This is a genomic window from Streptomyces poriferorum (assembly GCF_019399235.1).
Taxonomy (GTDB): Bacteria; Actinomycetota; Actinomycetes; order Streptomycetales; family Streptomycetaceae; genus Streptomyces; species Streptomyces poriferorum.
Genome location: NZ_JAELVH010000029.1, coordinates 1 through 13705, shown reverse-complemented (window position 1 = coordinate 13705; position 13705 = coordinate 1). Strand labels below are relative to the sequence as shown.

Genomic DNA, 13705 nt, shown 5'->3' with positions numbered 1-13705 from the left:
CGATCAGAAGTCGAAGCCGAGCTGGCCCCCGCTTTCCAGTGCGGCCGCCTCGGCGGAGAAGCGGACCTTCTTGAGGTGCTGCCACCTGGGCAGCGCGTCGAGGTAGGACCACGAGAGGCGGTGATGGGCCGTGGGGCCCCGCTCCTCCAGCGCGGCCCTGTGCACAGGGGACGGGTAGCCGGCGTTGGCGTCGAAGGCGAAGTCCTTGTACTCACCGGATTCCGCGCCCAGTTCGGCCATCACGGCGTCCCTGCGGACCTTCGCGATCACGGAGGCCGCGGCGACCGCGACGCAGGACTGGTCGCCCTTGATCACCGTGCGCACCTGCCAGGGCAGGCCCAGGTAGTCGTGTTTGCCGTCCAGGATCACCGCGTCGGGCCGCACCGGCAGCGCTTCCAGGGCACGCACGGCGGCGAGCCGGAGCGCTGCGGTCATTCCGAGCTCGTCGATCTCCTGCGGGGTGGCGTCGCCGAGGGCGTACGCGGTGACCCAGCGCTCCAGCAGCGGCGCGAGCTCCGCGCGGCGCTTCGGGCTGATCAGCTTAGAGTCGGTGAGTCCGGGGGGAGGCTTACGGAGGCCGGTGACTGCGGCACACACGGTGACCGGTCCCGCCCACGCTCCGCGTCCGACCTCGTCGACACCGGCGACGGTCTTGGCACCGGTGGTGGCGCGCAGTGAGCGCTCGACGGTGTGCGTGGGTGGTTCGTACGGCATGGCGCCAGCCAGCGTACGCCGATGGGAGCGCCGAGAACACCCCGGGGCGTACCTGGGCCGTCTCAGTCCGGCTCCGGGCCGCCGGACGGAGACGGGAAGCGCCCGCACGAGGTCGGCCGCAGGGCTCGGCGGCGAACGCTCAACGGGGGCCGGCGCAGAAGAACGGGACCGCGACCTGATCGATCAGGTCGGCGATGTCCCCGTCGGTCCATTCGCTTCCGCACACCTTGCTGCGATACATCATCATGGCGGGAATGACGTCGAAGGCCAGCCCGCGCAGCGCATCGGCGCGCACTTCACCGCGGTCCACCCCCCTGCTCACGACTTCTCTTATGAGAGCGGTCGTCGGCCCGATCACGCCGCTCAGGATCACCGACTGAAACCGTTCCGCCGTGTCCGCGTCACATTCGTGAAGGACGGCGCGCAGCGCGGAGCCCGACTTGGAGAGCATGGCGTCACGGAGTCCGCAGCACAGCTGGTAGAGGTCCTCGCGGATGTTCCCGTAGTCCGGCGCGTCACCGATCGCCGGGAGCGCGCTGCGCAGCGCTTCCGCGACCAGGTCCTCCTTGGAGGACCATCGCCGGTAGATCGCGGCCTTGCCGGTCTGGGCGCCGGCCGCGACGCCCTCCATCGTCAGGCCGCTCCAGCCGACCGTACTCAGCCGCTCCAGCGCGGCATCGAGGATCGCGCGTTCCAGCACGGGTCCACGGCGCCTCAGGGACACCACCGGCTGCCGGGCGGCGGCTGCCGATCGCGAAGTAACCATGAGCTTCTCTCCATCGGAACAGGTCGGTACGCCCACGCCGGCCGGCCGGTGCTCTGGACCGGGCGGTCAGTGGCGGAGCGGGCGTCGCAACGGATCGGCGCGGGACTGAGCAGGTCCCGGCCGGGACAGCGGATGCGGACACGGCACACCAACGAAGGATTCAGTGAACGCTTGCGTTCACTCAAGGGGACTCACTAACGTTGACGCGACAGTGAACGGATCCGTTCACTAATTCACTTGTGGGGGACCCATAGTGACAACCTCTCAGTTAGAAGCACAGAACGCACCGGGCGCGGCTCGAAGGCAGGGCCGCCCGGGGATCGCCCTGGCCGTCATCGCCGCCTGCCAGTTGATGGTTGTGCTCGATTCCACGATCGTCAACATCGCCCTCCCGCACATCCAGGATGCGCTCAGCTTCTCGACCACCGATCTCTCCTGGGTCCTCAGCGCCTACACGCTCACCTTCGGCGGTCTGCTGCTGCTCGGCGGGCGGGCCGGGGACATCCTCGGCCGCCGCCGCGTCTTCATGACGGGCATCCTGGTCTTCACGCTGGCCTCGCTGCTGGGCGGATTCGCGCAGGAACCCTGGCAGTTGCTCGCGGCGCGTGCGCTTCAGGGCATCGGTGGCGCGATCGCGTCACCGACGTCACTGGCCCTGATCACCACCACGTTCCCGGAAGGGCCCGAGCGCAACCGCGCGTTCGGCGTATTCGCCGCGGTGTCCGCAGGTGGCGGGGCGATCGGTCTGCTGGCGGGCGGGCTGCTCACCGAATGGCTCGACTGGCGCTGGGTCTTCTTCGTCAACGTGCCGATCGGCATACTGATCGCCGTCCTGGCGCCGCTGTACATCAACGAGTCCGAGAAGCATCCGGGCCGCTTCGACATATCGGGGGCCCTGACCTCGACCCTCGGCATGGCCTCGCTCGTGTACGGATTCATCCGGGCCTCCGAGGAGGGCTGGCGGGACTCCGTGACCCTGGCTTCGTTCGGTGCCGCGGTGATCCTGCTCGCCTCGTTCGTCCTCATCGAGATGCGCGCCAAGGAACCGATCACTCCGCTGCGGATGTTCGCCGACCGCAACCGTTCCGGCACGTACGTGATCATGCTCAGTCTGGCTGCGGCCATGTTCGGCATGTTCTTCTTCATCGTGCTGTTCGTGCAGAACGTGCTGGCGTACAGCCCCATCGAGTCGGGCCTGGCGTTCCTGCCGGTGACCGTCGCGATCATCGTGGGAGCGGGGCTCTCGCAACGGTTCCTTCCGGTGCTCGGGCCCAAGCCGTTCATGGTCACGGGCTCGGCGTTCACCGGCGTGGGCCTGCTCTGGCTCACGTTCATCTCCCCCGACAGCAGCTACCTGTCCGGCGTCCTGGGCCCGATGCTCATCTTCGGCTTCGGCATGGGGCTGAACTTCGTGACCCTCACGCTGACGGCGGTCTCCGGAGTCGCCCAGCACGAGGCCGGGGCCGCCTCCAGCCTGCTCAACGCGAGTCAGCAGGTGGGAGGTTCTCTGGGGCTCTCCATTCTGGTCACGGTCTTCGGTACGGCGAGCCGCAACGAGGCGGAGAAGCAGGTTCCGCAGTTCCTGGCGCAGGCGTCTCCGGAGCAGAAGGCGGAGTTCGCCAAGACGCAGGAGCTGCCCGGGAGCTGGGGTCACGCGGTGCTCTCCCAGGGCATCTCGACCGCGTTCCTCGCCGCGGTGGCCATGGCAGGACTCGCGCTGCTGACCGCGCTGGTGGTGATCCGGGTGCGGAAGAGCGATCTGGAGGCGCTGAGCGGAAAGGCGGCGGCAGGAGGACCGGCGGCCTAGCGTGCGGACGGCCGCCCCGCAGAGGCTCGCGGGTGCGGACGAGCCCCTGCGTGCCCGGGAACAGCGCCGTTGGAAGCCGTACGTACGACCGGAAGCGGACCGCTCCCCACGGGGCGGCCTGCTTCCGGTGCGGTGCGTTACGGCGATCAGTACGGGTCGTAGGGGTCGTACTGATCGTCCGCGTCGCCGCGTTCGCTCCCGTTGTCCCCCGAGCCGAGACCGCTGCAGTCCCTCGTGCGGTAGCCGGGGTCCCAGTCCCCGAGGATGTCACGGGCCCTCGCCTCGCCCCAGCTCGTGGCGTACCAGGGTTCGTCCGAGCTCCGCAGCGACCGCTGGATCTCCTCCAGCGCGCAGGACCGCAGGGGCTCCGGAAGGGCGTCGAGGGCCGGCACGGCATCGGCCGAGAGGCCGCGGAGGTACTCGACGTCGATCGAGTGATGGCGGTCGTAGCGCGCGACGTTCTGCTCCGCGATCAGGCCGTCGGGCGAGATGAGCCCGAACGCCAGGACGCCGACGGCCGCGCTGGCCGCGACGGCCCGCGGCAGCATCTTCGCGCCGAAGGCCCCGGCCGCCATGATCAGCACGAGGACCACACCGAGCCACAGCTCGACCGCCGCCACGGAGATCCGCAGCCTGGTCAGCCCGTACGCGTCGACATAGAGGTCCATGCGCCGCAGCGCGGAGGCCACGACGACGAGCGTGAGCAGGCACAGTGTGCCGAGCACTCCGCGGACGAGCGTACGGTCGCGTGCTCCGCCGCGCGGCGCCCAGCGCAGCGCGAGCGCGATGACCAGCAGGGTGAGGAGCGTGGCCCAGAGCAGCTGCCAGAACCCCTCGCGGGCGTACTGCGCGTAGCTGAGATCGGTCTCGGCCATCACCTTGTCGTACCCGCCGAGCAGCACCGTGAGCTGAATGGCGAGGAAGGCGGCGAAGAGCAGGTTCAGAACCACCAGCGGCAGAGCCCATTCCAGCCGCCCGCGCGCCTTGCCCGGGCGGACCGTCAGACCGTCCCAGCGCACGGGGGCGGCTGCGGTGTACGCGGCGGCGAGCGCGCCGACGAGACCGAGCACGCCGAGGAAGAACCGCCACGGACTGTCACCGACGGACACATCGGGCATCAGGCTGCCGAGTACATCGGCGAACGCCGCGTCCGCACTCGCGAACAGCGCCCCGAACACGATGAGCAGGACGACCGCCACGACCGTGGACCGGAAGACCACACCCCAGCGCCCCCGCGAGCCTGCCATCCGGTCACGGACACCGCGGGCGCCCCAGCCCAGCGACTCGGCGACGGATGTGAGCAGCCCCAGCGATCCGAGGAACATCCCGAGCCAGCTGCGGCTGCCGTGCAGCGCGAGGGAACCGAGTGCGAAAGCGGACACGATGGCGAGGAAGCTCGGCCAGCCGGCGTCGCGGAGTGCCGGAACGACGAGCAGGGCCAGCCCGCCGACCGCCCAGACGGCGGTCCAGGGGCGCAGTCGGCGGGCCGCCGCCCGGGCGGCGAAGTACGCCGCGAGCGCTGCGGGGACCGCCACGACGAGCAGATTCAGGCCGATGCCCTCGCCGAGCAGCAGGGCGCTGAGCAGTCCGGTGGCGAGTACGGCCAAGAGCGTGGCGCCCGGGATGGCTCCCGGCTTGACCGGGCGGAGCCGCGAGAGCTCCGAGGGCGCCTGCTTGGGCTGCCCCCACGGGTTGGGCTGCGGCGGCCGCGCCTGCTGCGCGTAGGCCGGGACCTTCGGAGGCTGCGGTCCGGTGTCGCGGGGCTGCGGAACCGCGGCTCCCGCGGGCGGCCGCGGGTCTCCGGCGGGCCCGCCTGCCGCGCCTCCCGCCGGCGACCCGGCGACGTTCTCGGACGGGGACGTACCGGCCGGAGGCGACCCGGCGACGTTCTCGGACCGGGTGGCACCGGCCGGCTCGGCCGGTATACCCGCCGGCCCGGCCTCCCCGGATGCCGGAGCCTCCGCAGGTACCGGCTCCGGCCCGGCTGCCTCCGGTGTCCGGGGCGCAGGCTCCGGCCGGGGTGATTCTGGCGTGTGATCTGACACGGGCCCCCTCCCCACCGGGATCCGCTCGCGCGAGCCCTGGGCAGCGCGGCCCCCCGGCGTCTCATTCGGTGCACACCCGTCGTGATGATCACCGCGGGCGGCGTGGCCGAAAGAGTAACCCCCCGTGACGGCCGTCAGCCGTACGGGGCAACGCTGTGGCAGTTCCGTGACAGTCGGGCGCGAAAGGCAACCTGTCCGCGCCATCCGGTCGGGTGCGGAAGGCGGCCCGCCCCACCATCCAGTCCGCCGCGGGAAGCGGCCCAACCACATCAGCCACCCCGCCGCGGAAAGCGGCCTACCGCGTCATCCAGCCCGCCGCGCAAAGCGACCCACCGCACCAACCACCCCGCCGCGGAAAGCGGCCTACCGCGTCATCCAGTCGGGCAGCTCTTCCGTCCGGGCCGTCCACTCGGCCGGTGGGGCACCCGCCGCGCCCGACGCCACTACTCCGCCGACGATCGCGCACGTCGTGTCGACGTCTCCGCCGGCCTGGGCGGTCACCCAGAACGCCTGCTCGAAATCGCCGAGACTGCGTGCCGCGGACCAGAGAGCGAAGGGAACCGTGTCGTGCGCGCTCGTGCGGCGCCCGTTGCCGAGGACCGCGGCGACCGTGCCCGCGTCCTTGTAGTCCAGCATGTCGCGGGCCCTGCGCAGCCCGGCGCCGACCGCGCTGCGCGGCACGAGCGCGATCACGCCGTCCAGGAGGTCCGCGGGCGTCGGCGGGCCGCTGGGCGAGGCCGCGAGCGAGGCGGCAGCCGCGACCGCCATGGCGCCGACCACGGCTTCCCGGTGCTGATGCGTGGTGTACGAGGAGATCTCGGCCTGGTGCGTGGCCTGCTCGGGGTCGTCCGCGTACCAGGCGCCGAGCGGTGCGATGCGCATGGACGAGCCGTTGCCCCACGAGCCCTGGCCCTGGAAGAGCGCGGAGGCCAGTTCGCGCCAGTCCCCGCCTTCCCGGACAAGCCTGAGCAGGCGGTTCACGGCCGGGCCGTACCCCCGGTCGAAGTCGTGATGCACCGCGAAGGAGCGGGCGAGCGCGTCCTGGTCGATACGGCCGTGCTTCAGCAGCACGGCCAGGACCGAGGCGGCCATCTCCGTGTCATCGGTCCACTGCCAGGGCCCTGGGGGCAGGGCGCGGTCCTTCAGGAGTGGATAGTTGGCGGGCACGAAGAACTGGGAGCCCAGGGCGTCCCCCACGGAGAGGCCACGCAGGCTGGCAAGGGCGCGTTCGAAGCGCGGGTCGGAAGCGGATTCGGTCATCGCTTCCACTCTATCCGGTGATGCCGTACGGCTCAGGGGTGCGCCAGCGCTCGAACGGCCTGTCCAGCGTGTAGCGGCCGTCCTTGCCGAGTACCAGCGTCCGGGATTCCCCGTTGTCCGGATTGGACAGCGATTCGAATTCGGCCACGGACCAGTGGAACCAGCGCATGCAGAACAGCCGCATGGTCAGTCCGTGCGTGACCAGCAGGACGTTCGGGGGGTGGTCGGGGTCCTCGAAGCTCCGGTAGAGGCTCTCCAGGAAGGCACCCACCCGGTCGTACACGTCCGCGCCGGACTCTCCCTGCGCGAAGCGGTAGAAGAAGTGTCCGTATGCGTCCCGGTACGCCTTCTGGAGGCGCACATCGTCCCGCTCCTGCCAGTTCCCCCAGTCCTGCTCGCGCAGCCGGGGTTCCTCGCGCACCCGGACCGTTTCCGGATCCAGCCCAAGGGATCCGAACGTCTCGTGCGTCCGGCGGTAGGGAGAGACGTACACGCTGACCCGCTCCCCGTCGAAGAGCTCGCGCAACCGCACCCCGGTCTCGCGGGACTGCCGCAGTCCCGTCGGGGTGAGCCTCAGCGCGTGGTCGGGCTCGCGCTCGTACACGGTGTCGTCGGCGTTGCCCTCGGACTCGCCGTGCCTGACGAGGACAATGCGTTGCGGTCTTGCCATGTACCGACCCTAGATCGAGTCACGGCCGTTCGAGCAATTGTCCGGAACCCGACGGTGCATGTCGCGCACGAACCCGTGGCCGTACCGACCCGTCACACGGTCCAGGCCGTTTCGAGCTGCACGACATCACCGGCGAGCGAGACCACGTCGTCCTCGGTCTGTGCCCGTTGCGAGAGCCGCTCGGCACTCGCCGGCCGGTACTTGCCGCGCTCCGCGCTCGACTGCCACATCGACAGGACCAGGAACTCGTGCCCGGGTGCCTCCCCGAACACGCCGCGCAGCATTCCGGGCGATCCGGCCATCGCCGGGTTCCACACCCGCTGCTGCATCAGCGCGAAGTGCTCGACACGGTCCTCGTGCACCCTGCTGTGCGCCACCCTGACCACGTCCGCGTCCGCGAAGTGGGGCTCGAAGCCGGTCTTCACGTCGAAGCGGTACTCGAACAGCTTGACCTGGATGTCGTTGCACGTACCGGCCTGCGCCGCGGCCAGTGCGTCGTGTCCGCGCGCCATGAAGGAGTCGTAGAAGACCCTGTTCTCCCAGAACGCGAAGACATGGGCCACCTCCGGCCGGCTGCGGCTCCAGCCGCCGCCCTGCCCCCTGAACCCCGGCTCACCCAGCAGCCCCGCCCACTTCCGCTGCCCCCGCTCAAAGCCGCGACGGTCTCCCACACTGCAGCGAATCCACTTGACCAGCACCGCATCATCGTACGGGTGATGGACGTGGCGTGGGTCACGCTCCGACGGAGTACATCAGAACCGGTCACCGGTGATCTCACAATGATCGCCATGACGTCCCTGCACACCAACCCACTGTTCGACCGCCTCGATTCGGCGGAACGGATCCTCGTCGCCGGTGCGGGCGGCGGCTTCGACATCTACGCCGGGCTTCCCCTCGCGCTCTCCCTGATCCACCGGAACAAGCGGGTGCAGTTGGCCAATCTGTCCTTCAGCGCACTCGAAGGGCTCCCCCTCGACTCCTGGCTCGCCCCCGACCTCGCCGTCATCACCCCCGAAACCTCTCTCCACCAGGTGTACTTCCCGGAGCGGACCCTCGCCCAGTGGCTCGCCCTGCACGGCTACCCGGGCCGCGTCCACGCCCTGTCCCGTACGGGCGTCCAGCCGCTGCGCGACGCCTACCGCGCGCTGATCGAGCGGTACGACATCGACGCCGTCGTTCTCGTCGACGGCGGTACGGACATCCTGATGCGGGGCGACGAATCCGGTCTGGGCACTCCGGAGGAGGATCTGACCAGCGTCGCGGCGCTCGCCGCGATCGAAGGACCGGACCGCCTGGTCGTCTCCATCGGGTTCGGCGTCGACGCCTACCACGGTGTGAGCCACGGTCTCGTCCTGGAGAACATCGCCGCGCTCGACCGCGACGGCGCGTATCTGGGCGCGTTCTCCGTGCCCCGCACGACCCGCGAGGGTGCGCTGTTCGTCGACGCGGTCGCCCATGCCCAGGAACACACACCCGATCATCCGAGCATCGTCAACGGATCCATCGCCGCGGCTGTCCGGGGAGAGTTCGGGGACGTCCGGTTCACCTCGCGCACCGGCAACAGCGAGCTGTTCATCAATCCGCTGATGTCGCTGTACTTCGCCTTCGAGCTGGAGGGGATCGCCCGCAACTGCCTGTATCTGGACCGTATCGAGCACACCCACCTCATACGTCAGGTCAGCAGCGCGATCGAGACGTTCCGGGACGAGGTGCTCCAACGCCCACCGCGGCAGATCCCGCATTGAGACACCGTGCGCCCGCCGTGGCCCGATTACGCCCCTCGCCCCCAAGGCGGTTGGTTCCGGGGGCCGTTACGGACATGATCGGGTGATAGAACCGGAGCTACGGCCCCGAGCGACGGCCCCGCGTGAAGGAGCGAAGCCCGATGAGTACTCCCAACAAGGACATCGAGAAGGTCGAGGTCAGAGTCAAGTGGGATCCCAGTCCCCACGGCGAGCCCGCCAACGACCTCGACATCATCGCCGCGACCTATCCGGCCGAGGAGCCGTACGGCGACCCCGCGTACCTCGTGCACTTCGACAGCCGCGCGCCCGACGGCACGATCACGCTGAACCGCGACAGCAGGACCGGTCAGGGCCTGGGGTACGACGAGGTCATGACGCTGGAACTGGACCGGCTCTCGGAGGCGTACTCGCGGGTCGTCATCGGTGTCGCCATCCAGCAGCGCGACGGCCGGAAGACGTTCGGGGCGATAGAGAACACCGCCGTGCAGATCCGTGAGGGGTACACCAGCCTCGCCGAGGACGACTTCTCGACGGTCCCCACGGCGACGGCGGCCGTCGTCGCCGAGTTCGTGCGGGACTCCTCGGGGGTCTGGCTGTTCCATGACACGGTACGAGGATTCGACGGGGACGCCGACTCGTTCGCTGCGGCGATGGGAAGCCGTCCGGCCGGCGCCTGACCTGGTGGTTCGACCGGGGCCCTGACCTGGGGGTTCAGGGCGTGGCACAGCGAAGGGGCGGGCAGGAACTCCACGATCGGAGTCCTGCCCGCCCCCTTCGGCACGTGCCGCAGCCCCTCCCGGGGCATCCGGTTCGGTCAGCTGCAGCCGCTGGTCGAACCGCAGCCCTCGCAGATGTAGCAGGAACCGGCGCGCTGCATCTTCGTACCGCAGGAGAAGCAGAGCGGGGCGTCCGCGCTGATGCCGAGCTGCATCTCGACGAGCTCCGCCGAGGTGTGCGCCGTCTTCGGGGCCGGCGTGCCGGCCTCCTCGACGGTGGTTACCGCCTTCAGCGGCTCCGGCCGGGCGGCCGGGGCTGACCGGACCAGGTTCTCGGCCTCCAGCTGCTCCTCCTCGAACGACGGCTCGTAGGAGCCGGTGTCCAGGTGGCGCTGACGCTCCTCGGCGGAGTGGATGCCGAGGGCGGAGCGGGTCTCGAAGGGCAGGAAGTCCAGCGCCAGGCGGCGGAAGATGTAGTCGACGATCGACTGCGCCATCCGCACGTCCGGGTCGTCCGTCATGCCGGCCGGCTCGAAGCGCATGTTGGTGAACTTCGAGACGTACGTCTCCAGCGGAACGCCGTACTGCAGACCGACCGAGACGGCGATGGAGAAGGCGTCCATCATGCCCGCGAGGGTCGAACCCTGCTTGGACATCTTCAGGAAGACCTCGCCGAGACCGTCGTCCGGGTAGGAGTTGGCGGTCATGTAACCCTCGGCGCCACCCACCGTGAAGGAGGTGGTGATGCCGGGCCGGCCCTTGGGCAGACGCTTGCGGACCGGGCGGTACTCGACGACCTTCTCGACCGCGGTACGGATCGTGTCCTCGGCCTTGGCGGTGACCGCCTCCTTCTCCTTCTCCTTGGTCTTCGCGGAGAGGGGCTGGCCGACCTTGCAGTTGTCGCGGTAGATCGCGAGCGCCTTGACGCCCAGCTTCCACGCCTCGAAGTAGACCTCTTCGACGTCCTCGACGGTGGCCGTCTCCGGCAGGTTCACCGTCTTGGAGAGTGCGCCGGAGATCCACGGCTGGATGGCCGCCATCATGCGCACGTGGCCCATCGCGGAGATGGAACGCTCGCCCATCGCGCAGTCGAAGACCTCGTAGTGCTCGGCCTTCAGGCCGGGGGCGTCGATCACGTTGCCGTTCTCGGCGATGTGGGCGACGACCGCCTCGATCTGCTCCTCCTGGTAACCCAGGCGGCGCAGGGCCTGCGGGACGGTGCCGTTGACGATCTGCATCGAGCCGCCGCCGACCAGCTTCTTGAACTTGACCAGGGCGAGGTCGGGCTCGAGACCGGTGGTGTCGCAGGACATCGCGAGACCGATGGTGCCGGTGGGGGCGATGACGGACGCCTGCGCGTTACGGAAACCGTTCTTCGCGCCGAGACGGATGACGTCCTGCCAGGCCTCCGTCGCGGCGGCCCAGATCGGGTTGTCCAGGTCGTCGGCGTGCACGGCCACGGCGTTGGCGTCGGCGTGCTGCTTCATGACGCGCTGGTGCGGCTCGGCGTTACGGGCGTAACCGTCGTACGGACCGACGACCGCGGCCAGCTCGGCGGAGCGCTTGTACGAGGTGCCGGTCATCAGCGAGGTGATGGCGCCGGCGAGCGCGCGGCCGCCGTCGCTGTCGTACGCGTGGCCGGTCGCCATCAGCAGCGCGCCGAGGTTGGCGTAGCCGATGCCCAGCTGGCGGAAGGCGCGGGTGTTCTCACCGATCTTCTCGGTGGGGAAGTCCGCGAAGCAGATGGAGATGTCCATCGCGGTGATGACCAGCTCGACGACCTTGGCGAAGCGCTCGGACTCGAAGGACTGGTTGCCCAGGCCGTCGTCCTTGAGGAACTTCATCAGGTTCAGCGAGGCGAGGTTGCACGAGGTGTTGTCCAGGTGCATGTACTCGCTGCACGGGTTCGAGCCGTTGATCCGGCCGGACTCCGGGCAGGTGTGCCAGGCGTTGATGGTGTCGTCGTACTGGATGCCCGGGTCGGCGCAGGCCCAGGCGGCCTCGGCCATCTTGCGGAAGAGGGACTTGGCCTCGACCTCTTCGATGACGTCGCCGGTCATCCGGGCGCGCAGCCCGAACTTCCCGCCGGACTCGACGGCCTTCATGAACTCGTCGTTCACGCGGACCGAGTTGTTGGCGTTCTGGTACTGGACGGACGTGATGTCGTCGCCGCCCAGGTCCATGTCGAAGCCCGCGTCACGCAGGGCGCGGATCTTCTCCTCCTCCTTCACCTTGGTCTCGATGAAGTTCTCGATGTCGGGGTGGTCGACGTCGAGAATGACCATCTTGGCCGCGCGGCGGGTGGCGCCACCGGACTTGATCGTTCCGGCGGACGCGTCGGCGCCGCGCATGAAGGAGACCGGCCCGGAGGCGTTGCCGCCCGAGGAGAGGAGCTCCTTGGAGGAGCGGATACGGGAGAGGTTCAGGCCGGCACCGGAGCCGCCCTTGAAGATCATCCCCTCTTCCTTGTACCAGTCGAGGATCGACTCCATGGAGTCGTCGACGGCCAGGATGAAGCAGGCGGAGACCTGCTGCGGCTGGGGTGTGCCGACGTTGAACCAGACCGGCGAGTTGAAGCTGAAGATCTGGTGCAGGAGGGCGTACGCCAGCTCGTGCTCGAAGATCTCGGCGTCCGCGGGAGAGGCGAAGTAGCTGTAGTCCTCGCCGGCCTTCCGGTACGTCTTCACGATCCGGTCGATCAGCTGTCGCAGACCGGTCTCGCGCTGGGGGGTGCCGACAGCCCCGCGGAAGTACTTGCTGGTGACGATGTTGACCGCGTTCACCGACCAGAAGTCGGGGAACTCGACGCCACGCTGCTCGAAGTTGATCGAGCCGTCGCGCCAGTTGGTCATGACGACGTCACGGCGCTCCCACGCCACCTCGTCGTACGGATGCACGCCGGGAGTGGTGTGGATGCGCTCGATACGCAGGCCCTGCTTGGTCGCAGTCGACTTGGCTCCCTTGGTGCGGGAACCTCGTGCCGGGCCGCTCGCCGTCTCTGTCATGCCGCCTCCCATATGTGGGCAAAAACGCCCTGAAGTGCCGAGAACTTCCCCGGGCACAGTGTGTGTCTGATGCTTCGGACGCCGCGCACGTCATGCGTCGTCCGGAACAGGTCCAGGTGCCGGGCCGCAGCCGATCCTCGGATCAGCGGCGCCGGCGGGTGCCGCTCAGTCGGCGGCGACGGCGGGAACGGGGACCTCGAGGGTCTCGCCGGTCCCGCATCCTTGCACGGGAGGCCGCCGCTCGCGGAGTTCCACGATGGCGGCCTCGAAGTCTTCGAGGCTGTCGAACGCCCGGTAGACGGACGCGAACCGCAGGTACGCGACGAGGTCGAGTTCCTGCAGGGGGCCGAGGATGGCCAGACCCACGTCGTGAGTGGTCAGCTCGGCGCTGCCGGTGGCACGCACCGCCTCCTCGACCCGCTGGCCGAGTTTGGCGAGGGCGTCCTCGGTGACCGGCCGCCCCTGGCACGCCTTGCGCACGCCGGAGATGACCTTGGTACGACTGAAGGGCTCGGTGACGCCGCTGCGCTTGACCACCATGAGCGAGCACGTCTCCACCGTCGTGAAACGGCGGGAGCAGTCGGGGCACTGGCGACGCCTGCGGATCGAGGTCCCGTCGTCGGTGGTGCGACTGTCGACGACCCGGCTGTCGGGGTGCCTGCAGAAGGGGCAGTGCATGGCTCCCAACCCTCCTTCACAGCACGACTGAATAGCCTCTTCAGGCCCGGTGAGGGGCCCTCGAAGCGGTCTCAAGCATAGGCGATGACCACACCCCCGATGGACGGGGACCACAACTTCTGGGTGACTGCAGCAATCCAACCACTAGATCTTGGGTTTGGTCGCGCATTTGGCCCTGGCGCGTGTCGCGCGTCCGACATGGCCGGAAGGCAGCGTACGACCGACCACGAGGGTACGGGAAGCGCGCGGCGCGACCGAGTGCGGGGCGACGCCCCCGGGGCCGCGCGCTTCCCGTACCC

Annotated in this window: 11 protein-coding genes; 3 read left to right on the top strand and 8 right to left on the bottom strand. The window is 69.4% G+C overall.

Annotated features, from left to right (window positions below):
* Window positions 1-3: 3 nt before the first annotated feature.
* Together rnhB and JGS39_RS08270 are read right to left on the bottom strand one after the other, a co-directional pair.
* Window positions 4-714 (bottom strand): ribonuclease HII, encoded by a 711-nt coding sequence (gene rnhB, locus JGS39_RS08275; protein ID WP_219568102.1) that lies wholly within the window; start codon window positions 712-714, stop codon window positions 4-6.
* A 139-nt stretch (window positions 715-853) separates the two neighbouring features.
* On the bottom strand, window positions 854-1480 hold the full coding sequence (locus JGS39_RS08270; protein ID WP_219568101.1) for a TetR/AcrR family transcriptional regulator: 627 nt from the start codon (window positions 1478-1480) through the stop codon (window positions 854-856).
* A gap of 253 nt (window positions 1481-1733) precedes the next feature.
* On the opposite strand from JGS39_RS08270, the gene JGS39_RS08265 reads away from it, so the two are divergent.
* Window positions 1734-3287, top strand: a complete 1554-nt coding sequence (locus JGS39_RS08265; RefSeq protein WP_219568100.1) for an MFS transporter — start codon at window positions 1734-1736, stop codon at window positions 3285-3287.
* 146 nt (window positions 3288-3433) lie between these two features.
* Here the strand turns inward: JGS39_RS08265 and JGS39_RS08260 are convergent, their stop codons facing one another.
* The 4 genes from JGS39_RS08260 to JGS39_RS08245 all read right to left on the bottom strand — a co-directional run bounded on the left by JGS39_RS08260 (window position 3434) and on the right by JGS39_RS08245 (window position 7960).
* Window positions 3434-4894 carry a DUF4153 domain-containing protein gene (locus JGS39_RS08260; protein ID WP_236063246.1) on the bottom strand — a complete coding sequence of 487 codons (1461 nt, stop codon included), beginning with the start codon at window positions 4892-4894 and terminating at the stop codon, window positions 3434-3436.
* Window positions 4895-5695: 801 nt separating this feature from the next.
* Complete coding sequence (locus tag JGS39_RS08255) at window positions 5696-6592, bottom strand: ADP-ribosylglycohydrolase family protein (protein ID WP_219568099.1); 897 nt, start codon at window positions 6590-6592, stop codon at window positions 5696-5698.
* A gap of 10 nt (window positions 6593-6602) precedes the next feature.
* On the bottom strand, window positions 6603-7262 hold the full coding sequence (locus tag JGS39_RS08250) for a histidine phosphatase family protein (RefSeq protein WP_219568098.1): 660 nt from the start codon (window positions 7260-7262) through the stop codon (window positions 6603-6605).
* A gap of 92 nt (window positions 7263-7354) precedes the next feature.
* The gene (locus JGS39_RS08245) at window positions 7355-7960 is read right to left on the bottom strand and encodes a YdbC family protein (RefSeq protein WP_219568097.1); all 606 of its coding nucleotides are present in this window, start codon (window positions 7958-7960) and stop codon (window positions 7355-7357) included.
* A gap of 90 nt (window positions 7961-8050) precedes the next feature.
* Between JGS39_RS08245 and JGS39_RS08240 the strand changes: the two genes are divergently transcribed.
* Window positions 8051-9007, top strand: a complete 957-nt coding sequence (locus JGS39_RS08240; RefSeq protein ID WP_219568096.1) for a DUF1152 domain-containing protein — start codon at window positions 8051-8053, stop codon at window positions 9005-9007.
* Between the two features lie 140 nt (window positions 9008-9147).
* Entirely contained in the window at window positions 9148-9684 is a 537-nt protein-coding gene (locus JGS39_RS08235) for a TerD family protein (RefSeq protein WP_219568095.1), read from the top strand.
* 137 nt (window positions 9685-9821) lie between these two features.
* Here JGS39_RS08235 and JGS39_RS08230 read toward each other — a convergent pair whose 3' ends face one another.
* Window positions 9822-12728: a vitamin B12-dependent ribonucleotide reductase gene (locus JGS39_RS08230; RefSeq protein WP_219568094.1), complete on the bottom strand. Its 2907-nt coding sequence runs from the start codon at window positions 12726-12728 to the stop codon at window positions 9822-9824.
* Between the two features lie 165 nt (window positions 12729-12893).
* Window positions 12894-13406: a transcriptional regulator NrdR gene (gene nrdR, locus JGS39_RS08225; protein ID WP_148021323.1), complete on the bottom strand. Its 513-nt coding sequence runs from the start codon at window positions 13404-13406 to the stop codon at window positions 12894-12896.
* Window positions 13407-13705 lie beyond the last annotated feature (299 nt).

Excerpts from the sequence above, each read along its gene's own strand:
- JGS39_RS08270 (WP_219568101.1), bottom strand. The coding sequence starts at position 1,480 with ATGGTTACTTCGCGATCGGCAGCCGCCGCCCGGCAGCCGGTGGTGTCC.
- JGS39_RS08235 (WP_219568095.1), top strand. The coding sequence starts at position 9,148 with ATGAGTACTCCCAACAAGGACATCGAGAAGGTCGAGGTCAGAGTCAAG.
- JGS39_RS08240 (WP_219568096.1), top strand. The coding sequence starts at position 8,051 with ATGACGTCCCTGCACACCAACCCACTGTTCGACCGCCTCGATTCGGCG.
- rnhB (WP_219568102.1), bottom strand. The coding sequence starts at position 714 with ATGCCGTACGAACCACCCACGCACACCGTCGAGCGCTCACTGCGCGCC.
- JGS39_RS08250 (WP_219568098.1), bottom strand. The coding sequence starts at position 7,262 with ATGGCAAGACCGCAACGCATTGTCCTCGTCAGGCACGGCGAGTCCGAG.
- nrdR (WP_148021323.1), bottom strand. The coding sequence starts at position 13,406 with ATGCACTGCCCCTTCTGCAGGCACCCCGACAGCCGGGTCGTCGACAGT.
- JGS39_RS08230 (WP_219568094.1), bottom strand. The coding sequence starts at position 12,728 with ATGACAGAGACGGCGAGCGGCCCGGCACGAGGTTCCCGCACCAAGGGA.
- JGS39_RS08255 (WP_219568099.1), bottom strand. The coding sequence starts at position 6,592 with ATGACCGAATCCGCTTCCGACCCGCGCTTCGAACGCGCCCTTGCCAGC.